The following is a 20,731-nucleotide window of genomic DNA, read 5'->3' on the forward strand; positions in this document are numbered from 1 at the left end:
GTCAGTTGCCGGATCGCTCCTGATCCCGCGCGTCCCCGGTCGGCACGCCGTCGAGCGACTGCGCGTAGACACCGACGCCGTAGCCGACCGACGCCGCCGTGACCGCGTACGCGTCGCGGTCCATGTTGGCGAGGGTGTCCTCCGGCGAGTGGTAGTTCGGGTCGAACGGCGTGTCGGCCTCACCACCCCACTTGCCCGCCTGGTCCGGCGACTTGCGTTCGTCGGCGCCGCTGAACACACCACCGGCCGGGATCCCGGCTTCGACGAACGGGCCGTAGTCCGACCGGCCGTCGAAGTCGGTGCCGTCGGCGGCGACGCCGCGGGACTCGAAGAACGACCGGAAGGTCTGCTCGATGCCGGCCGAGCCCTCCGGGCCCGGACCCGACCCCACGGCATCCGAGTCGTCGCCGTCGTAGACGAGATATCCGGGATTCGGGGAGCCCAGCATGTCGAAGTTGAGATACAGCGCGATCGCGTTGCGCTCGTCGTCGGACAGGGATTCGACGTACCGCGTCGAGCCCACGAGGCCGATCTCCTCGGCGCCCCAGAACGCGAACCGCACCGCGTTGGCGACGTTCGGGTCGGGGCCGAGTTGCAGCGCGGTCTCGAGCACCGCGGCGACACCGCTGCCGTTGTCGTTGATGCCGGGGCCTTCCGGGACGCTGTCGAGGTGCGCGCCGACGACGACCACGTTGTCGGTGTCGCCGGTTGCGGTCTGCGCGATCACGTTTCGCGAGCGGATGTCCTCGATGACGGTGTCGACGATCAGCGTCGCGCTCGTACCCGTAGCCAGCGCGGCACCGTCGTCGCCGCTGACACCGGCCGCGGGTATGAACCGGTCGCCGTCCTCCCCGAGGGTGCCGCCGGCGAGCGGTCCGGGTTCGTTGTTGACGACGAGGAGCGCCGCGGCCCCGCGCTCGGCGGCGGCCTTCTGCTTGTCCGAGAACGGGCACACACCCCGGTCGACGACGGCGATCGCCCCGGCGACGTCGAGGTTGTCGTAGTCGGTGGCCTCACAGCCCGGGGTGTCGTCGGCGGGAACCCGCACGAGGCGGGCGGTGATCCCGTCCGGACCGGTCGACGGCGACATCGCGAGGACCCGCAGTTCGACGGGTGCGCCGTCCACGGTCAGCGACGCGTTCTCGACGTCGAACGAGGTGACGTCGAATTCCGGTGTCTGCACGTCGAACCCGGCGTCGCGGAGCTTTCCGGCCACATAGTCGACGCTGGCGTCGTAGCCGGGGGTCCCCAGGGCCCGGTTGCCGTCGTTCTCGGTGGCGATGCGTTCGAGTTCCTGCAGGTGCCCGAGGACCGCGTCGAGCTCGACCGCCTCGGCGAGTGCCGGTCCGTCGAGCGGCGGCGCGGGCGGCGCGGGCGGAGCAGATGCGTTCGAGCAGGCGCCGACCCCCAGCGCCGCGGCGACGATCACGATCCCGGTCAGATTCCTCGCGTTCGCCACGGTCCACCCCATCCGGCGAGGATACCCACACGACCTTCTCCGACCCGGTGGACGACACCGTACCGATAACAGAGCACTTGCTCTGTTATGGTGTGCGCATGGCCCGCACCCGCACCTACGACCTCGACGGCCTGCTCGACGCCGCCGAGCGCATCGCGGCCGAATCCGGTGCCGCGGCCGTCACACTCAGGGCCCTGACCGACGCCACCGGCATGTCGAACGGCGCGATCTATCACGCCTTCGGGTCGCGTCTCGGCGTCGTCGGGCAGGCCTGGCTGCGCGCCGGGCGCCGCTTCCTCGACGTCCAGCGCGAGGCCGTCGACGCCGCCCTGGCCGACCGCGACGCCGAGGCCCCGGCGGTCGAGGCCGTCGTCGCCGCCGCCGACGCACCCGCCGTCTTCGCCGAACGCCACCCGACGTCGGCGCGGCTGGTGCTGACCGTGCGCCGCACCGACCTGCTCGGAGCCTCACTGCCCGAGGACCTGGCCCGCGAACTGTTCCGCCTCGACCACGAACTCGGCGAACTGATGGCGGAACTGGCCACGGCACTGTGGAATCGGCGCGACGGCGCCGCCGTCGACGTCGTGCACTCCTGCATCGTCGCCCTGCCCACCGGACTTCTGTTGCACACCAACAGATATCGCGATCCGGTTGCTCGTCGCCGACTCGCCGCCGCGGTCCGCGCGGTGCTGGCACTCGGCCCCGAAACCCACACCCCGAAAGGCAGACCATGACCGTCACCACGACCCGCCACGACACCGTCACCGTCCTGAACCTCGGCGACGACGAGAACCGCTTCTCCCCCGACTGGCTCGACCGCGTCGATGCCGCACTCGACGAGATCGAAGCCGGTGAACCAACCGCGCTGGTGACCGTCGCGAACGGAAAGTTCTACTCCAACGGCCTGGACCTGCAATGGCTCTCGGCGAACGGCGAGAAGGCCCAGTGGTACGTCGACCGGGTGCACGGACTGTTCGCGCGTGTCCTCACCCTGCCGGTCCCGACGATCGCGGCGATCAACGGGCACGCGTTCGGTGCCGGCGCGATGCTCGCGCTGGCCCACGACTTCCGGGTGATGCGCACCGACCGCGGCTTCTTCTGCCTGCCCGAGGTCGACATCCGGATCCCGTTCACGCCCGGGATGGCCGCGCTGGTCCAGGCCAAGACCACCCCCCGCACCGCGACCGCGGCAATGACCACCGGGCGACGATTCGGCGGACCCGACGCGCTCGCCGCCGGCATCGTCGACGCCACCGCCGAGGAATCCGCCCTGGTTACCTCGGCCGTGGGCACGGTCGCGCCGCTGGTCGGAAAGGACCCCGGCACGCTCGGAGCCATCAAGTCGACGATGTACGCGTCGACGATCGCGGCCCTCACGACCCCGCAGTCGTAGCCGTCGGAACGGATCCGCTCGGACCCCGGGCCACCGGGGTCCGAGCGAACCGCATCAGGCGTCGCGCCGGTTCACCACCGCCACGGCGGCGCCGAACACCACCAGCACGAACACCGCGAAGTACAGGAGCGCACCCCACGGGCCCCAATGGAAATCGATGCCCTGGTCGGTGCCCAGGAAGTAGTTGATGTTCGCGAACGGCAGGAACGGCTGCACGTTCCGGCCGAACGACCCGAACAGCCCGAACAGCGATTCGATGAGCATCGGCCACAGCAGCAGGATCGCGATGGTGCCGGCGGACTGACGCAGCAGGGCGCCCACCCCCACCGCCAGGATGGACGCGAGCAGCGCGAACAGCGCGGTGCCGTAGATCGTCCGCCACGTCGCCCCCTCGAGCACGAGGTCCCGTCCGGCCTCCGACCCGGCGAGCGCCTTCGTCAGATAGACCGCGGCCAACGCCAGCACCCCGGTCAGGACCGCGCCGAGCACACCGATCAGCAGTGCCTTGACGGCGAGGACGACCGTGCGGTTCGGCAGAGCCTGGAACGTGGAGCGGATCACGCCGAACCGGTATTCGCTGGTCACCGACAGCGCCGCCAGGATCATCAACACCAGCACACCGAAACCGGTCACACCGCTGACGGCGACGTCGACGGTGGGATAGAAGCGGACCGTTTCGTCGTCCGAGGACATCGACGCCTTCGCCGCCGCACCGAGGATCGCGGCCAGGCCCAGACCGAGCGCGACGATCACCACGGTGCACCAGAACGGCGACTGCACCGACGTCAGCTTGATGCGTTCGGCTCGCAACGTGTCGATCGCCACGCTCATCACAGGCCACCCTTCATCACGGAATCGGCGCCGGTGCCGTGGAACTGCACGTCGCCACCGGTCATCTTCATGAACGCCTCTTCCAGCGAGGCCTGCTGTCCGGCGAGTTCGTGCAGCACCACCGACCGGGCGGCGGCGAGCTCTCCGACCTCCGCCGCGGTCGCGCCGGTGACCACGAGCGCACCGTCGTCGTCGTGGACGGCGTGCCCGCGCTCGACGAGCGCGGCCCGCAGGACGTCGAGTTGGGGGCTGCGCACCCGCACCACCGCTTCGGAGGCCTGCGCGACGAATGCGTCGACGGAGGTGTCGGCGATGAGCCGGCCCCGCCCGATCACCAGCAGGTGGTCGGCGGTCTGCGCCATCTCCGACAGCAGGTGACTCGACACCAGAACGGTCCGGCCCTCGGCTGCGAGTGCCTGCATGAACCGCCTGATCCACACGATCCCCTCGGGATCGAGCCCGTTGACCGGCTCGTCGAACAACAGCACCTGCGGATCGCCGAGCAGGGCCCCGGCCAGACCGAGACGCTGTGACATGCCGAGCGAGAACCCACCCGCGCGTTTGTTCGCGACCTCGGTCAGGCCCACCTGACGCAGCACTTCCTCGACCCGCGACGCGGGCAGCCCGTTCGACGCGGCCATCCACCGCAGGTGCGCGCGGGCCGACCGGTTCGGATGCACCCACTTCGCGTCGAGCAGCGCCCCGACGGTGCGCAGCGGCCGCTGCAACTCCCGGTAGGGTCGCCCGCCGATCAGGGCGGTGCCGGCAGTGGGCCGGTCGAGACCGAGGATCAGCCGCATCGTCGTGGTCTTACCGGCACCGTTCGGACCGAGGAAGCCGGTGACGATGCCGGGCCGGACCGTGAACGTCACGTCGTCCACTGCCGTCGTCGATCCGAAGGTCTTGGTCAGTCCCGTCACTTCGATCATGACCCCTACCCTGCCCGATCCATCCGGAATGTGCAGGGACACGCCCGACGAGCAGCCGCCGGATCCGACACCGGCCCTAGGGTTCGAGCGGCGAGGACGCCTGCGCCCAGAACCGCTTCGGGATCCGTCCGGCGTGCCGGGCCCGGAAACCTGCCTCGACGGCGTGCCGCATCGCCGACGCCATGAGAGCCGGGTCCTTGGCCCGGGTCACCGCGGTCGCGAGCAGCACCGCGTCGCAGCCCAGTTCCATCGCGAGGGCGGCGTCGGACGCGGTGCCGATGCCCGCGTCGAGCACCACCGGGACACCGGCGGCTTCGACGATCATCTCGATGTGGTGCGGATTGGCGATGCCCAGTCCGGTGCCGATCGGCGAGCCGAGCGGCATCACCGCCGCGCATCCGACGTCCTCGAGGCGCTTCGCGAGGACCGGATCGTCCGTCGTGTACGGCAGGACCACGAACCCGTCGTCGACGAGTTGCTCTGCCGCCGAGACCAATTCGATGGCGTCGGGCAGCAGGGTGCGTTCGTCGGCGATGACCTCGAGCTTGACCCAATCGGTTTCGAGGGCCTCGCGGCCCAGTTGCGCGGTGAGCACCGCTTCCTTCGCGCCGCGGCAGCCCGCGGTGTTCGGGAGCGGGGTGATGTCGAGGCGGCGCAGCAGGTCGAGCACCCCGGTGCCGGAGGCGGCGTCGACGCGTCGCATGGCGACGGTGGTCAGTTCGGTACCCGAGGCGACGAGCGCTTCCTCGAGCACCGCGAGATTCGCGGCGCCGCCGGTGCCGGTGATCAACCGCGACGCGAAGGTGCGTCCGGCGATGGTCAGCTGCGGCAGGTCGTGTGCCGGGTCACGGAGCTCAGCCACCCTGGACCGCCGTGAGAATCTCGATCTGCCAGCCCTTTCCGACCGGTTCGGACCACCGCCCGCGCGGGAACACCGCGCCGTCGACGGCGATCGCGATGCCCTTCTCCGGCAGCCCCAGCTGCACCAGCAGTTCGGCGACCGTCGGCGCCTCGGCGAAGTAGTGGTCCTCACCGTTGACGGTGATCCCCACCGAGATCGGGTTCGTCATCACAGCCCTTCCTTCGAAAATCTTTGCGGGTCGGCGTTTTTCGCTTCGGCGAGCGGATCGTCGGCGAGTTCGGCGAGCACGGCGTCCGCGGTGATCGGGGTGAACAGGACCCCGTTGCGTCCGTGCCCGGTCGCGGCGACGACCCGTTCGGACAGCCGCCCGATCAACGGCAGGTTGTCCGGGCTCATCGGCCGCAGTCCCGCCGTCGCCTCGTACAGCTCGTACTCGCCGATCGCCGGCAGCAGCGCTTCCGCATCGGCGATGAGGTCCCGCACCCCGGCGACCGTCACCTGCGTGTCGTCGGCCTCGTACTGGGTGGCGCCGACGACGAGACCGTCGCCGCGCGGCACCAGATAGGCCGGCCGGCCGTGCACACTGCCGCGGATGGTGCGGCTCGGGGCGGGGGTGACACCGGGCCGGGCCCGCAACCGCAGGATCTCGCCCTTGACGGGCCGCACCGGAAGGCCCGGCCACAACCGGGCCGACGCCGAACCCGCCGCGAGCACCACCCGGTCCGCGGGCAGCGCGTCGAGCGAATCGACCGCGGTCGCGACGAACCGCACCCCGGCCTCGACGCAGGCGCGATGCAGGGCGTCGACGAGGATCCTGTTGTCCACGGCCAGTTCCGTCGGGGCGAGCAACCCGAGGCGGATCCGCGGGCCGAGCGACGGCTCGAGCTCCCGGATCTCGGCACGGGTGAGCACCCGCATCTCGTGGCCCTGCGCCTGCACCCATTCCGCGACGGTGCGCAGGTCGGCGGCGTCGGCGGCATCCAGCGCGACAGTGAGCGACCCGTCCGAGGTGAACAGGTCGCACCCGGTCGCGCGCTGCAACCGGTCCCCGAACTCCGGCCAGCGCGCGAGTGACGCCGCGCCCAGTTCCAGGACGTGTTCCTCGCCGGGCCAGCCCTCCGACAGCGGCGCGAGCATGCCACCGGCGACCCAGGATGCGCCCGCTCCGGGGGTCGGGTCGTGCACTGTCACGTCCCAGCCGGCGCTCGCCGCGCGCCACGCGATCGACAACCCGATGACACCGCCACCGACGACGGCTACCGTTCCCATCCTGCGTCCACCTCACTCCCTGCGCCGGCATGATCCGGGTCAGGTCATAACGGTCGGGGCCGGCAGGCCCCCTCTCAGCCCCGCGTTCCCCGGGACTCCCGTGTTGTCATCTCTCCCTCAGAGGTTACCGTCTGGGCTGTGACTTCCTATCGTGGCAACCATCCTTCACCTCGGGAACGACTCGCGGACGCGCGTCTGTACCTGTGCACCGACGCCCGCCGGGACACCGGCGACCTGGCTCGATTCGCGGAGGAAGCCCTCGCCGGCGGAGTCGACATCATCCAGTTGCGTGACAAGGACTCGGCGGGCGAGAAGAAGTTCGGCCGCCTCGAGGCACGCGACGAACTGGCCGCGCTCGAGATCCTCGCCGACGCGTGCCGGCGCCACGGCGCACTGCTCGCCGTCAACGACCGCGCCGACATCGCACTGGCGGCGGGCGCGGACATCCTGCATCTGGGTCAGGGGGATCTGCCGGTCGCCCACGCCCGCAACATCCTCGGTCCGGACATCGTCATCGGCCGATCCACGGGCAGCCGCGCACAGGCGTCCCTCGCCGAGATCGAGGAGGGTGTCGACTACTTCGCGTCCGGCCCGGTATGGGACACCCCGACCAAGCCGGGCCGCACCGCGGCGGGTCTGGAGGTCATCCGGGAGGTCGCTCAGTCGCATCCGACCCGTCCGTGGTTCGCGATCGGCGGGATCGACATCGAGCGACTGCCCGAGGTGGTCGCCGCCGGCGCCACCCGTGTCGCGGTGGTTCGGGCGATCACGAAGGCCGCCGATCCGCGTGCCGCGGCCGCTGCGCTGAAGGCCGGTCTACCTGCGTAACCGTCTACAGCCAGTCGAGGACGGTCGAGGGCGACAACGCGATCACCGAATCGGGCAGGCGCTCCCGTAGCCCGCGGTCGGCGGTCACGACCACCGTCACCTCCGACGTGAGGGTGGCGGTCGCCCCGGCGAGGCGGGCCAGTTCGTCGTCCCCGCTTCCGGTGGCGGCGTGCACCGGGATGCGGGCGTCCTCGACGATCGCGTCCCGGGCCTGGCCTTCGAGCACGGCCTCGATCTGCGTCACCCAGCCGAACCCGCCGTCGGGCAGTTCGAGGGTCCGGGGCAGCACCGCCGCCAGCTCGTTCAGCAGTGCCCCGGTCGCTCCCGGCCGGTCGCGCCACCAGCCGGTCGGGCGGGAGCCGAGCACGTTCGCGGTGTCGAGCAGGACCCGGACCACGCGGGTGCGCAGCGTCGGCCAGGACGCGGCGAACCCCGCGTGCAGCGCCATCGCCTCGACCTCGACCTCCGGCACCCATCGCAGTTCGGTGCTCTCGCCGTTGGGGACGGTGGCCAGCGGGATCCCGGCGTCGGCGACGACGGTCGTGTAGGTCCAGCCGCCGACGACCCCGGCGGTGACGCGCTCGGTTCGGACCGCAACCACCGACACGTCGATGCCGGTCTCCTCGTGCGCTTCGCGTACCGCGGCGTCGACGGTGCTTTCGTGGCTGTCGCGGGCGCCGCCGGGCAGCGCCCAGGTTCCGCCCTGGTGACTCCACGCGGCGCGGTGTTGCAGCAGCACCGCGGGCCGGCCGTCGGGCAGAGGCGCACGCAACAACAGCCCGGCCGCACCGTGCTTGCCCCACCGGCGATCGCCGTCGGGGCCGACGGCCCATCCGTCACCGTCACCGCGCATCGTGTCCGTCCTCCCTACCGGCCGCCGCGGGCTGTCGAACCCCTGTTCCGACGCACTCGCGCAGCGCATTCCTGTTCGTACTGCTTATATGCTCGCCAAGGACTGTGCAACACCGAAAGGGGCGATTGGTGGACCCTCGCCTACACCCCACGATCGACCCCGGCCCCGACCACGCCGAGCAGCGGGCCCCCGAGACACGGACCGCCCGGGTTTTCGAGCAGGGACGGTCGAGCGGCCCGCAGGTGCCCGACGATCTGGGTGCCGTGCTGCGCTCGACACCCGCCAAGCTCATCGTGCTCGGGACGCTCGTGTCGATCCTGGTGGCGATCTCGGGGTTCGTCGCGACCCAGACGGTGAGCAGCCGCAAGGCCACGCACGATCATCTGCTGTCGACGATCGAGCCGCTGGCGGACGCGTCCCAGGATCTCTACAGCGCGTTGTCCGTCGCCGACGCGGCGGCGGTCACCGGGTTCATCTCCGGCGGCATCGAACCGAAGGCCGTCCGCGAGCGGTACGAGCAGGCCGTGGCGGAGGCGTCGGCGCAGCTGGTCGCGGCGGCCATCGGTGCCGATGACGACCCGGACAGTGCCCGCCTCCTGTCGGGGATCTCCGGGCGGCTGACCGTGTACACGGGCCTGATCGAGACGGCCCGGGCCAACAACCGCTCGGGCAATCCGGTGGGCAGCGCGTACCTCGGCGAAGCGTCGAACCTCATGCAGACCTCGCTGTTGCCGATGGCACAGGAACTGCACATGCTCGGTGTCCGTGCCGTCACGGACACCCAGCACGCCGCGGTCCGGCCACCGTGGTTCTCGATCGGGTTGCTCATCGCCGCAGTGTCCGCGCTCGGCGGCATCCACCTGATCATCTCCCGCATCAGCCGGCGTGCCCTCAATCCCGGGTTGCTCCTGTCGATCGCCGCGACCGGCCTGCTGCTGGTGTGGCTGCTCGTCGCGGGGCTGGTGTCGTCGAGTGCGACGCAACGCGCCATCAGTGACGGCGCCGAGCCGCTCGGGACGGTCGCCGCGGCCCGCATCACCGCCCAGCAGTCCCGCACCGCCGAGACGCTGCTGTTGGCCCGGCGGGACAGCACCGGCGAATACGATGCCGCGTTCCGACAGTCCATGGCCCGGCTCGGCGAGCTACTGCAATCCCACCCGGGTGGAGACGCTGTCACCGACGATGCCGTGGCCCGTGCGATCGCCGCCCGCAACGAATGGATGGAATCGCACGAACGGACGGTGGCCGCTCTGCAGCGCGGTGACTACACCGCAGCGGCGGTCCTGGCGGTCGGTCCGGGTCCGAACGAATCGGCGGCCCAGTTCGCCGTCGTCGACGACGCCTTGGCCGAAGGCATCGAGGCGGCGCGCTCCGAGCTGCGTTCCAACGAGGACCGCGCCTCCCAGCTCTTGTCCGCGCTGGCACCTGCCGCGGTGGTGCTCACCCTGGTGTCGCTGATCGGTGTCACCATCGGATTGTGGCCTCGACTTCGGGAGTACCAGTGAGGAGCCGCGTGGCGCTGATGGTGGCGGCACTGTGCAGTGTCGTCGCCGTCGCCGGGTGCGCGTCGACGCCGGTGTCCCCGCTGCCCCGGGTCGAGGTCCCCTACAGCGAGGTGCCGCTGCCCGAACGCGCCACCTTGGCGCCCTCCCCCACTGCGCAACCGGAAATGCCCGACTGCGGGGATCCGACCGCGAGCCTGCGGCCCGACGGCGCGACGACCGGACCGACACTCGACGCGATCCGTGCCCGCGGCCGGCTGGTGGTCGGTCTCGACACCGGCAGCAATCTGATGAGCTTCCGTGATCCGGCCACCGGCCGCATCGCCGGTTTCGACGTCGACATCGCCCGGGAGATCGCGCGCGATCTGCTGGGGGATCCCGACCTGATCGACTACCGGATCCTCAACTCTGCCGACCGCGAGCAGGCGCTGCAGGACTCCACCGTCGACATCGTCGCCAAGACCATGTCGATCACGTGCGCCCGCCGGGAACGCGTCGACTTCTCGTCGACATACTTCCTGGCCCAGCAGCGGGTCCTGGTGGTCAAGGGATCGGACATCCGCAATGCCGCGGATCTCGCGGGCCGGCGGGTCTGCATCGTGCGCGGAACCACCTCGCTGACCCGCATGCAGCAGGTGCAGCCGTCGGCGTCGATCCTGACCGTCCCGGCGTGGGCGGACTGTCTCGTCGTCCTGCAGCAGGGGCAGGTCGAGGCCGTGAGCACCGACGACACCATCCTCGCCGGTCTCGCATCCCAGGATCCCAATCTCGAGATCGTCGGCGCCTCGATGGGTGTGGAGCCGTACGGTGTCGGCATCACCCTGGGCAACGACGATCTCGTGCGGTTCGTGAACGGCACACTCGATCGAATCCGCCGCGACGGCACCTGGGCGGAGTTGTACGACAGGTGGCTCTCCGTCCTCGGGCCGACACCGGCACCGCCGACCGCGACGTATGTGGATTGAGGGACGATCCGATGGCCGATACCGAACTCCCCGGCGGACCGGCGACCCAGCGCGGCCCGCGCCCCGACGCGGCGGAGCCCACCGAGTCGACCCAGCGCAGCCCACGCCCCGACGCGGCGGAACCCACCGAGTCGACCCAGCGCAGCCCACGCCCCGGCGCGGCGCAGTCCACGGAGTCGACCCGGCGTGCCTCCCTCCCGCCGACCGGGCCGTCGCAGCGCGGCTCGAGCCGCCGATCGCGTCCCCGTGGACTGCTGCGCCGGCGCATCGCCGGTCTCGTCGACGTCCCGGTTCCGGCGCCGCTCGATCCGGCGAGTGTCGTCCTGCGCGATCCTCGGGTCGCCGAGGGCAAACGGTTCTGCTGGAAGTGCGGAAAACCGGTGGGGCGCAGCACCGCCTCCGGTCCCGGACCCTCCTCGGGCAACTGCCCGTCGTGTGGCACGCCGTTCGAGTTCACCCCGAATCTCGCCCCCGGAGATCTGGTCGCCGGGCAGTACGAGATCAAGGGCTGTCTCGCGCACGGCGGGCTGGGCTGGATCTACCTGGCTGTCGACCGCAACGTCAGCGATCGCTGGGTCGTGCTCAAGGGCCTGCTGCACGCCGGCGACGCCGAGGCGCAGGCGGTCGCGATGGCCGAACGGCAGTTCCTCGCGGAGGTTTCGCACCCGAGCATCGTCCGGATCTACAACTTCGTCGAGCATCCGCGGCCGGACGGTGTCCCGATGGGATACATCGTCATGGAATACGTCGGCGGGCACACCCTGCGCGAGATCCTCGACACCTACACCAAACCGGAACGGATGCCGATCGAGCAGGCCATCGCGTACATCCTCGACGTCCTGCCCGCGCTCGGCTATCTGCACGAGATCGGACTGGTCTACAACGACCTCAAACCCGAGAACATCATGGTCACCGAGGAGCAGACCAAACTGATCGATCTCGGGGCGGTCTCGGGCATCGAGGACTACGGCTACCTGTACGGCACGCCGGGTTACCAGGCACCCGAAATCGTCCGCACCGGACCGACTCCGGTCACCGACATCTACACCGCCGGCCGGACCCTGGCAGCGCTGACGCTGGACCTGCCCGTCGACAAGGGCCGCTACGTCGACGGGCTGCCCACGACCGAACAGGCACCGTTGCTCGCCGAGTACGACTCGTTCCATCGATTGCTGTTGCGCGCCACCGATCCCGACCCGGAACGGCGGTTCCGGTCCGCCGACGAGATGGCCGGGCAGCTCACCGGTGTGCTGCGCGAGGTCCTGTCCCAGCAGACGGGCACCGAGCACCCCGGGCTGTCGGCGAAGTTCAGTCGCCAGCGCACCACCTTCGGCACCGATGAGGCCGTCGCGCAGACGGACGTGTTCGTCGACGGCATCGTCCGCGACAAGAACATCTCTGCGCGGGATGTGGCCGGGGCCCTTCCGGTTCCGTTGATCGATCCGAACGACCCCAGCGCGGCGCTGCTCGCCGCTGCCGTGCACAGCGAGCCCCAGCAGACACTCGACGCACTGCGGCACGCCCGCGACAACGGGCTCGAACGGGTCGTGGGCACCGCCGACGTCTCGTTCTCCCGCGAGATCGCCCTCGCCGAGGTCCGCGCCCACCTCGACCTCGGGCACGGGGAACGGGCCGAGGAGATCCTCCGCAATCTCGAACGCGACCTGGGCATGGACTGGCGGATCGACTGGCACGCCGGGATCGCCGCGCTGCTGCTCGGTGAATTCCAGACGGCGTTCGACCGATTCGAACGGGTGCTCGAGGCGCTACCCGGCGAGACCGCCCCGAAGATCGCCCTGGCCGCGACCGCGGAACTCATTCTGCAGCAATGGGAGAGCGACGATCCGGAGGCGTGGCGGCAGTTCTGCGAGAACTACTACCGGACGGTGTGGCGCACCGACCACAACATCGTCAGTGCCGCGTTCGGACTGGCCCGTCAGCTCGCCGACCGTCACGACCTGGCCGGCGCGGTCGCGACCCTCGACCAGGTGCCCGCGACGTCTCGGCACCACAGTGTGGCCAGCATGACGAGCATCCTGATCATGTTGCACGACAGACCGATCGACGACGTGACCGAGGCCGAACTGCGCGAGGCCGCGCACCGCGTCGACGCTCTGCCCCTCGACGAGGGCCGCGCCCTGCAGATGCGCACACTGGTGCTGGGCACGGCCCTCGAGTGGGTGCGCGCCGGCCATGCCTCCCGTAAGTCCCTCGATCCGATCCTCGGGGTCCCGTTCACCGAGAAGGGTCTGCGGAGGGGCACCGAGGCGGCGCTGCGGGCGCTGGCACGCAGCGCACCGGCGCGCACGCACCGGTACACCCTCGTCGACCTGGCGAACGCGATCCGCCCTCGCAGCCTCCTCTGACCGTGGCATCTGTCAACCGAACCCGCGCAGCCGGGGGATATCCGCGCGCAGCCGACAGCGCGCTGATGTCTTGTCCGTCGGCGGACCCGACGGTCAGCCCTACGAGGTTGTTGCGAACGCGGCCGCGGCCCGGGCGATGGCCAGTTCCTCGTTGGTCGGGATCACCAGCACCTCCACCTTCGATTCCGGCGCGGAGATGCGACGTTCGTCCCCTCTCTCGGCCGCGTTCGACTCGGGGTCGACGACGATCCCGAGCCGTTCGAGTCCCGCCAGCGCGTCCAACCGGACCTCGGACCGGTGCTCCCCCACCCCGCCGGTGAAGACGATCACGTCGACGCCGCCGAGTTCGACCATGTACGCGCCGAGGTACTTCCGGATCCGGTGCACGTACACGTCGTAGGCGAGTTTCGCGTCCGCGGATCCCTCCTCGATCAGCCGGATCAACGCCCGGAAGTCGTTGACACCGCACAGCCCCTTGAGTCCCGAGCTGTGGTTCAGCATGTCGTCGATCGCTTCGACATCCATACCGGCGCTGCGCTTCAGGTGCATGAGCACACCCGGATCGACGTCGCCGCAACGGGTTCCCATGGCCAGGCCCTCGAGAGGGGTGAGCCCCATCGAGGTGTCGATCGGGTGGCCACCCGCGATCGCGGCCGCGGACGCCCCGTTCCCCAGGTGGAACACGATCTGACCGAGCTCGGAGTAGTCGCGGCCGAGAAACTCCGCTGCCCGCCGCGAGACGTATTCGTGTGAGGTGCCGTGGAATCCGTACCGACGGATGCCGTGATCGGCCGCGATCTTCCGATCGATCGCGTACGTCGCGGCCGCGGCCGGCAGGTCGTGGAAGAACGCGGTGTCGAACACACCGACGTGCGGGATGTCGGGCAGCACCGCGCGGGCGACTTCCATGCCGACGACGTTGGCCGGGTTGTGCAGGGGCGCAAGGCTGGACAGGTCGTCGACCGCGCGCACCACCGCGTCGTCGATGAGCGTCGGCTCGTAGAAGAGCCCGCCGCCGTGCACGAGCCGGTGTCCCACCGCGATGATGCCGGCCTCGTGCAGCGACCGTCCGAGCCCTTCGACCATGTCCAGCACGATGCGAAGTCCCGTGCGGTGATCGGCGATGGGTCCGATCTTCTCTTCGGTTCCGGTGGCGTGGCGGAAGACGATCCGCCCCTCCGGCTCACCGATCCGCTCGATCAGCCCGTGCACCACCGACTCCCCCGTCTCCGGGTGGATCAGCTGGAACTTGATCGACGACGAACCGCAGTTCAGCACCAGCACGGTTCCGGCGGTCACTCCGTTGGTGGCAGTCATGGATCAGTCCTCCTGTGCCTGGATCGCGGTGATCGCCACCGTGTTGACGATGTCCTGGACCAGCGCGCCTCGGGAGAGGTCGTTGACCGGCTTGTTCAGGCCCTGGAGCACCGGTCCGACGGCCACCGCGCCGGCGCTGCGCTGCACCGCCTTGTACGTGTTGTTGCCGGTGTTCAGATCGGGGAAGATGAATACCGTTGCGCGACCGGCCACTTCGGACCCGGGGAGTTTCGCGCTCGCGACCGTGGGCTCGATCGCGGCGTCGTACTGGATCGGGCCCTCGACCGGCAGATCCGGCCGTCGCTGCCGCACCAGCGCGGTGGCACTGCGCACCTTGTCGACGTCGGCGCCGATCCCGGAGTCGCCCGTCGAGTACGACAGCATCGCGACCCGCGGCTCGATGCCGAAACGGGCCGCGGTCTCCGCGGAGGAGATCGCGATGTCGGCGAGCTGCTCGGCGGACGGGTCGGGCACGACCGCGCAGTCGCCGTATACGAGAACGCGATCCGCCAGGCACATCAGGAAGACGCTCGACACGGTGGAGACGCCGGGCCGGGTGCGGATGATCTCGAAGGACGGGCGGATGGTGTGCGCGGTGGTGTGCGCCGCCCCCGACACCATGCCGTCCGCGATCCCCAGGTGGACCATCATGGTGCCGAAATAGGATATGTCACGCATGATCTCGCGGGCGCGATCGAGATTCATGCCCTTGTGCGCACGCAGCCGGGCGTATTCGGCGGCGAAACGCTCGGCGAGCTCGGAGGTCCGCGGGTCGATCGTCTCCGCCTTCCCGAGGTCGATGCCGAGTGCGGCGGCGCGCCGGCGGATCTGCGGTTCGTCACCGAGCAGCGTGATGTCGGCGATGCCGCGTTGCAGAACCCGGCCGGCGGCGCGGAGGATGCGGTCGTCGTCGCCCTCGGGCAGCACGATGTGCCGGCGTTGCGCGCGGGCCCGGTCGATGAGCTGGTATTCGAACATCTGCGGGGTCGTCACCGTCGGGCGCGGAAGACTCAGCCGGCCCAGGAGCGTCGGTGCGTCGACGTGCTGTTCCATCAACGCGACCGCGGTGTCGATCTTGCGCTGCGCACCGTGCACCATGCGCCCGCGGGTCCGGTCCGCGGCGGAGGCGGTGTCGAACGTGCCGAGATCGGTGGTGAGGATGGGCAGGGTGGGTTCGAGACCTGTGACGAGCTGCGCGATCGCGGGATGGGGCCGCAGCCCCCCGTTGAGGATGATGCCCGCCAGTGACGGGAACCCTTCTGCAGCATCGGCATTGACGAGGGCCAGCAGGGCGTCCGAACGGTCGGCGGACACGACGACCGCCGCTCCTTCGGTGAGACGTTCGAGGATGTGCTCGGCGGTCATGTCGCCCACCACGACTCGCAGCGCTTCGCGGTGCAGCAGTTCGGGATCGCCGCTGTAGAGGTCGCCGTGCAGGACGGCCTGCAGTTCGGCCATCGTCGGCGCCACCAGGATCGGGACCTCCGGCAGCGTCCACACCGGCACGGGATGCCCGGCGAACCGCGCGGCGACGGCGTCGAGTTCGTCCGGGTTGCAGCGATTGACGACGATCCCGGTCAGATGGGCATGGTGAGCGGCGAGTTCGGCGGACGAGACCGCGGCGAGCTGCGCGATCTCGGCGGGGGTTCGGCGCGACCCGCGCAGCGCGAGCAGGACCGGCGCGTCGAGGTTCGCCGCGATCCGCGCGTTGTACGACAGTTCGGTGGGATTCGCGATCTCGGTGTAGTCGCTGCCGACGACCACGACGGCGTCGCAGCGGTCGGCGACGGCGTGGTATCGGGACACGATCTCGCTCAGGGCCGCATCGGGGTCCGCGTGCACCTCGTCGTAGGTGACACCGACGCAGTCGTCGTAGTCGAGGTCGACGGTGATGCGTTCGAGGAGCAGCTCGAGAATGTAGTCACGGTCGGCGTCCGAGCGTGCGATGGGCCGGAACACACCCACACGGGCGGCGGAGGCGCACAGCATCTGCAGGATGCCGAGCGCCACCGTGGATTTCCCGGTGTCGCCTTCGGGAGACGCGATGTAGATGCTCGACACGGATCCCGCAGCGGCACTCATGGGAGCCACCATAATGCGGTGCGGGGCGCCTCACTGTGTGAGACACCCCGCACTGCAAGATCGCGGTATCAGGCGAGCGCGCGAAGACGCGGCGCCAGGTCGCGTTCGAACAGCTCGAGGAAACGCTTCTGGTCGTGACCCGGCGCGTGGAACACGAGGTGGTTCAGTCCGGCGTCGATGTACGCCTTGACCTTCTCGACCGCCTCGTCGGGATCCGACGCCACGATCCACCGCTTGGCGACCTGTTCGATGGGCAGCGCGTCCGCGGCCGCTTCCATCTCGATGGGATCCTCGATCGAGTGCTTCTGCTCCGGGGTGAGCGACAGCGGAGCCCAGAACCGGGTGTTCTCGAGCGCCGCGTCCGGATCGGTGTCGTAAGAGATCTTGATCTCGATCATCTTGTCGATCGCCGCGACGTCCCGTTCGGCCTTCTCGGCGCCCTCGGCGACCGCCGGAAGCAACTTGTCGTTGTAGAGCTCCATGCCCTTGCCGGAGGTGCAGATGAAGCCGTCACCGGCACGGCCCGCGTACCGGGCGACCACCGGCCCACCGGCGGCAATGTACACCGGGATGCCCCCTTCGGGCACGTCGTAGATCGAGGCGCCCTTCGTGGTGTAGTACTCGCCGTCGAAGTCGACGCGGTCGCCGGTCCACAGCGCGCGCATCAGCCGCACCGATTCGCGCAGCCGGGCGAACCGCTCCTTGAACTCCGGCCACTCGCCCTGGTAGCCGGTGGCGATCTCGTTGAGGGCCTCACCGGTGCCGACGCCGAGCATGACGCGGCCCGGATACAGGCAGCCCATCGTCGCGAACGCCTGCGCGATGACGGCCGGGTTGTACCGGTACGTGGGGGTCAGCACCGAAGTGCCGAGCTGCAGGCGCTTCGTGCGCTCGCCGACCGCGGTCATCCACGACAGCGAGAAGGGAGCGTGCCCACCGTTGTGCCGCCACGGCTGGAAGTGGTCGGACACTGTCGCCGAATCCATGCCGTGTTCCTCGGCCAGCACCGCCAGCTCCACCAGTTCCCGGGGACCGAACTGCTCCGCGGACGCCTTGTATCCCAACTTCAAGCCCTGTGCCACCGAGTTCTCCTGTATGTCTTCGATCTCAATCTGCTTCGAGTATGACCGGAACGGTGTTCCGGCGGAGTTTTCACTGTCCGCCGTGCGGCTCGGCGAGGTGAGGATCGGGCTGCCAGTCGTAGACGACCGTGGTCCGCAGCACGATGTCCTGCAGCGACCGTCGTCGCCGATCGACGGCGACCACGATCAGCCCGACCGGGAACACGACGCAGAACCCGGCCCGAATCAGCGCGCGGAGCCAGCCCATGAGCTGCCGGTTGCGCCCGACGACCCGAAGGCCCATCACGACCGAGCCGACGGTGCGACCGGTCGTCGCCCAGCACGCCGCCAGGTACAGCACCGACAGTGCGCTGCAGGTCGTGATCGACATGACGACCTGCACGTCCGGGAACGAGAACTGCTGCGGCGAGAACAGCAACCGCATCAGCGCCCAGGACAGGTACAGGCCGCCCATACCCGCGAGCACGACGCCGAGATCCAGGAGCGCCGCGAGACCCCGCGTGACGATGCCCGCGGGCCGATGCTCGCTCACCCCTGCCCCTCGTGCTCGTGGTGCTCGGGGTGCCTCCCGAACATGCGGCCGACGAATCCGGAGACCGCGTCGTCGGCACGCATGCCCTGGGTCCGCACCCCCTGCACGGCCTCGGTGGACATCGTCCCGGTGGATTCCCGGATGATCTCGGGCAGATCGACGCCCTCGATGACGGTGCCGGCCAGACCGATCAGGTCCACACGCCGGATGATCGCGTCCACGTCGACCCGCGCCGCGATCGCGTCGATGTCCACCCGGTCCAGGATCGGCGTCAGATCCAGGCGCGCGGCGATCCCGTCGATGTCGACCCGGGCGATGATCTTCTCGAGGTCCACGCGCGCAGCGACACCGTCGATGTCCACCCGGTCGAGGATCCGGTCGATGTCGATCCGCTCTGCGATCCCGTCGATGTCGACCCGGTCGACGATGCGGCCCACGTCGATGCCCTCGGCGATCGCGTCGAGGTCGACGTGGTCGCGGACGACGGCGGTGATGTCCACTTCGAGCAACGCCGCCTGTACGACCTTCCGCACGACGACGCGCAGGACGCGGTCCACGGCGGCATCCGCCGCGCGCAGGGCAGCGTCGCCGCGCGCCTCGAGGCCGTCGATGGCCGACGCGACGCCGGGCAACCGGCGGGCGAGGTCCATGCTCACGCCCATCGCGCTCCCGACCGCACCGGCCAGCACCGTCGCGGCTCCCGCGGCCAAGCGCAGCGGATCCGCACTCCTGTCGACACTCATACCCACATCAAAGACCCGAATCCGGCGAAATGCACGTGCCGGTTCAGCTGCCGGCCAGAGTGAAGTCGTCGAAGTCGAATCCGGGCACGACGACGCACCCGACCAGGCTCGGTTCGCTTCCCGCCGGCCGGGCTCGCTGCCAGTGGCAGGGCGGCACCACGACCTGCGGCCGGTGGCCTTCGGCGAAGTCGGGACCGACGAGATATTCGGTGATCTCACCGGGTTCCGGTCCCGGTTCCGCGATCTCGAGCAGCACGGGACTCCCCCGGTGGTACAGCCACAGCTCGGCACCGCGCACCGTGTGCCACGCGGACTGCTGCCCGGGCACGAGCAGGAACAGGATCGCGGTTCCGGCGCTGCGGGACGCGGGATAGCCGGGCAGGGCCGTGGCGGGCAGCTCGAGGTCGCTGCGCCAGGTCTCCCGGTACCAGCCGCCCTCGGGATGTGGCGCGAGCCCGAGAGCGCGCGCCCATTCCGGGATCTCGCCGTTGTCGTCGCGGTCCGCGTCGCCGAATGTCACAGCGGTTCAGCCTATCCGAACCGCCGTGACATTCGGCCCGGACACGGTCAGGCGGCGCGCAGCCCCGCAAGCCCCCATTCCCGTGCGAGCAGTTCGTAGGACCGCAACCGGTCCTCGTGCCGGTGTGTCACCGACGTGACGACGAGTTCGTCGGCGCCGGTGACCCGGCGCAACGTGTCGAGCCGTTCGGCGACCGTGCCCGGGGAACCCACGAACTGGGTGACGAGACGATCGTCGACGAGTTCCCGTTCCTCGGCGGTGAGAGGTTCCGCGGTCGCCGGGTCCGGGTAGGGCACGGCGCCCTGACCCGAGCGGATGCTGTGGGCCCAGTGCCCGTACGTCGACGCGAGCTCGCGGGCGGTCGCGTCGTCGTCGGCGACGACGGCGTCCGCCGAGACCACCACATACGGCTCTGCCAGGTACTTCGACGGACGGAACGCTGCCCGGTATGCCTCGACGGCCTCGACCGTGCTGGACGGTGCGACGTGATAGTTCGCCCCGAACGGCAGTCCGAGCCGGCCCGCGAGGGCGGCGGACGGGCCCGCACTCGACCCGAACACCCACACCTCGACGTCGGCGTTCTCCCCCGGATGGGCGTGCAGCTCGATGCCGTCGGCGGTGCGGTACGTGCCGTCGAGCAACGAGAGGATGTCGGCGACCTGCTCGTCGAAGTCCGGCGACTGCGCGCCGGGCTGCTGGAGCGCCGCGAACGAGGCCGCGAGACGCGGCGAGGCGAGGATCCGGCCGGTCGGGAACGGCGGCGGGATCACCAGGCCGTTCCGGATCTCGGTGGCGCGCGGCGCCGGGGGCTCGACACCGGATGCGGCAGCCTTCAACGCTTCCGCGCGCCGCTGGCCCGAACGGCCGAGACCGAGATCGATCCGCCCCGGATGGAACGCGTCGAGCGTGCCGAATGCTTCGACGACACCCGCGGCGGTGTTGTGGCCGAGCTGCACCGCCGCCGCCCCGACCCGGATGGTGCTCGTGGCCGCGGCGACCGCGCCGATCAGCACCGCCGGGGACGACGAGGCCACCGCGACGAAGTGGTGCTCGGCGACCCAGTAGCGCCGGTAACCCCACGCCTCGGCCTTCCGCGCGAGATCGACCGTGTTGCGCAGTGCCTGCGGCACGGTCGCTCCCTCGCTGACCGGCGACAGGTCCAGCACGGACAGCGGAACCGGATTCGTCACAGCCATGG

Annotated in this window: 20 protein-coding genes and 1 riboswitch; of the genes, 6 read left to right on the forward strand and 14 right to left on the reverse strand. The window is 70.2% G+C overall.

Translation table 11 applies throughout. From position 1 onward, the window contains the following. Position 1 precedes the first annotated feature (1 nt). Positions 2-1,471, reverse strand: coding sequence for a M28 family metallopeptidase (locus tag ACWDUD_RS11650; protein ID WP_450109404.1), 1,470 nt, complete (start codon positions 1,469-1,471; stop codon positions 2-4). Positions 1,472-1,557: 86 nt separating this feature from the next. On the opposite strand from ACWDUD_RS11650, the gene ACWDUD_RS11655 reads away from it, so the two are divergent. Together ACWDUD_RS11655 and ACWDUD_RS11660 are read left to right on the forward strand one after the other, a co-directional pair. Beyond that, complete coding sequence (locus tag ACWDUD_RS11655; protein WP_450109405.1) at positions 1,558-2,193, forward strand: TetR/AcrR family transcriptional regulator; 636 nt, start codon at positions 1,558-1,560, stop codon at positions 2,191-2,193. Beyond that, positions 2,190-2,852 carry an enoyl-CoA hydratase-related protein gene (locus ACWDUD_RS11660; protein ID WP_450109406.1) on the forward strand — a complete coding sequence of 221 codons (663 nt, stop codon included), beginning with the start codon at positions 2,190-2,192 and terminating at the stop codon, positions 2,850-2,852. The genes ACWDUD_RS11655 and ACWDUD_RS11660 overlap by 4 nt, the downstream gene beginning before the upstream one ends. Positions 2,853-2,906: 54 nt before the next feature. On the opposite strand, the gene ACWDUD_RS11665 is transcribed toward ACWDUD_RS11660, so the two are convergent. The 5 genes from ACWDUD_RS11665 to thiO all read right to left on the reverse strand — a co-directional run bounded on the left by ACWDUD_RS11665 (position 2,907) and on the right by thiO (position 6,743). After that, positions 2,907-3,683 (reverse strand): ABC transporter permease, encoded by a 777-nt coding sequence (locus ACWDUD_RS11665; RefSeq protein WP_450109407.1) that lies wholly within the window; start codon positions 3,681-3,683, stop codon positions 2,907-2,909. After that, complete coding sequence (locus ACWDUD_RS11670; RefSeq protein WP_248673000.1) at positions 3,683-4,612, reverse strand: ABC transporter ATP-binding protein; 930 nt, start codon at positions 4,610-4,612, stop codon at positions 3,683-3,685. Before ACWDUD_RS11670 ends, ACWDUD_RS11665 begins: the two co-directional genes overlap by 1 nt. Positions 4,613-4,688: 76 nt before the next feature. After that, positions 4,689-5,474 (reverse strand): thiazole synthase, encoded by a 786-nt coding sequence (thiG, locus tag ACWDUD_RS11675; protein WP_307845972.1) that lies wholly within the window; start codon positions 5,472-5,474, stop codon positions 4,689-4,691. Further along, positions 5,467-5,682, reverse strand: a complete 216-nt coding sequence (gene thiS, locus ACWDUD_RS11680) for a sulfur carrier protein ThiS (protein ID WP_197250297.1) — start codon at positions 5,680-5,682, stop codon at positions 5,467-5,469. Before thiS ends, thiG begins: the two co-directional genes overlap by 8 nt. Then, positions 5,682-6,743, reverse strand: a complete 1,062-nt coding sequence (thiO, locus tag ACWDUD_RS11685; protein ID WP_248672999.1) for a glycine oxidase ThiO — start codon at positions 6,741-6,743, stop codon at positions 5,682-5,684. Before thiO ends, thiS begins: the two co-directional genes overlap by 1 nt. Continuing rightward, a riboswitch (TPP riboswitch) is annotated at positions 6,741-6,855 on the reverse strand. It overlaps the preceding gene by 3 nt. Before the next feature lie 26 nt (positions 6,856-6,881). Here thiO and thiE point away from each other — a divergent pair. Beyond that, on the forward strand, positions 6,882-7,571 hold the full coding sequence (thiE, locus tag ACWDUD_RS11690; RefSeq protein WP_248672998.1) for a thiamine phosphate synthase: 690 nt from the start codon (positions 6,882-6,884) through the stop codon (positions 7,569-7,571). Positions 7,572-7,575: 4 nt separating this feature from the next. On the opposite strand, the gene ACWDUD_RS11695 is transcribed toward thiE, so the two are convergent. Then, complete coding sequence (locus ACWDUD_RS11695) at positions 7,576-8,424, reverse strand: NUDIX hydrolase (protein ID WP_248672997.1); 849 nt, start codon at positions 8,422-8,424, stop codon at positions 7,576-7,578. A 128-nt stretch (positions 8,425-8,552) separates the two neighbouring features. Between ACWDUD_RS11695 and ACWDUD_RS11700 the strand changes: the two genes are divergently transcribed. From ACWDUD_RS11700 to ACWDUD_RS11710, 3 genes are read left to right on the forward strand one after another with little or no spacing between them, the layout of a single operon-like run. Further along, positions 8,553-9,929 (forward strand): hypothetical protein, encoded by a 1,377-nt coding sequence (locus ACWDUD_RS11700; protein ID WP_450109408.1) that lies wholly within the window; start codon positions 8,553-8,555, stop codon positions 9,927-9,929. 17 nt (positions 9,930-9,946) lie between these two features. Further along, positions 9,947-10,891: a glutamate ABC transporter substrate-binding protein gene (locus tag ACWDUD_RS11705; RefSeq protein WP_450109440.1), complete on the forward strand. Its 945-nt coding sequence runs from the start codon at positions 9,947-9,949 to the stop codon at positions 10,889-10,891. An 11-nt stretch (positions 10,892-10,902) separates the two neighbouring features. Beyond that, positions 10,903-13,257: a tetratricopeptide repeat protein gene (locus ACWDUD_RS11710; RefSeq protein ID WP_450109409.1), complete on the forward strand. Its 2,355-nt coding sequence runs from the start codon at positions 10,903-10,905 to the stop codon at positions 13,255-13,257. A gap of 99 nt (positions 13,258-13,356) precedes the next feature. Here the strand turns inward: ACWDUD_RS11710 and ACWDUD_RS11715 are convergent, their stop codons facing one another. From ACWDUD_RS11715 to ACWDUD_RS11745, 7 genes are all read right to left on the reverse strand, one after another. After that, complete coding sequence (locus ACWDUD_RS11715; RefSeq protein ID WP_248672996.1) at positions 13,357-14,574, reverse strand: acetate kinase; 1,218 nt, start codon at positions 14,572-14,574, stop codon at positions 13,357-13,359. 3 nt (positions 14,575-14,577) lie between these two features. Beyond that, on the reverse strand, positions 14,578-16,656 hold the full coding sequence (gene pta / locus ACWDUD_RS11720; protein WP_197250302.1) for a phosphate acetyltransferase: 2,079 nt from the start codon (positions 16,654-16,656) through the stop codon (positions 14,578-14,580). 68 nt (positions 16,657-16,724) lie between these two features. Further along, positions 16,725-17,738 carry a glucose-6-phosphate dehydrogenase (coenzyme-F420) gene (gene fgd, locus ACWDUD_RS11725; RefSeq protein WP_420751712.1) on the reverse strand — a complete coding sequence of 338 codons (1,014 nt, stop codon included), beginning with the start codon at positions 17,736-17,738 and terminating at the stop codon, positions 16,725-16,727. Positions 17,739-17,808: 70 nt separating this feature from the next. Further along, positions 17,809-18,270: an RDD family protein gene (locus tag ACWDUD_RS11730; protein ID WP_197250304.1), complete on the reverse strand. Its 462-nt coding sequence runs from the start codon at positions 18,268-18,270 to the stop codon at positions 17,809-17,811. Next, the gene (locus ACWDUD_RS11735; RefSeq protein WP_450109410.1) at positions 18,267-19,013 is read right to left on the reverse strand and encodes a hypothetical protein; all 747 of its coding nucleotides are present in this window, start codon (positions 19,011-19,013) and stop codon (positions 18,267-18,269) included. The genes ACWDUD_RS11730 and ACWDUD_RS11735 overlap by 4 nt, the downstream gene beginning before the upstream one ends. A gap of 43 nt (positions 19,014-19,056) precedes the next feature. Further along, the gene (locus tag ACWDUD_RS11740; RefSeq protein WP_450109411.1) at positions 19,057-19,533 is read right to left on the reverse strand and encodes a cupin domain-containing protein; all 477 of its coding nucleotides are present in this window, start codon (positions 19,531-19,533) and stop codon (positions 19,057-19,059) included. Positions 19,534-19,580: 47 nt separating this feature from the next. After that, positions 19,581-20,729 (reverse strand): LLM class flavin-dependent oxidoreductase, encoded by a 1,149-nt coding sequence (locus tag ACWDUD_RS11745; RefSeq protein ID WP_450109412.1) that lies wholly within the window; start codon positions 20,727-20,729, stop codon positions 19,581-19,583. Positions 20,730-20,731: the final 2 nt, after the last annotated feature.

The sequence above is a fragment of the Rhodococcus sp. NPDC003382 genome, from assembly GCF_053589135.1.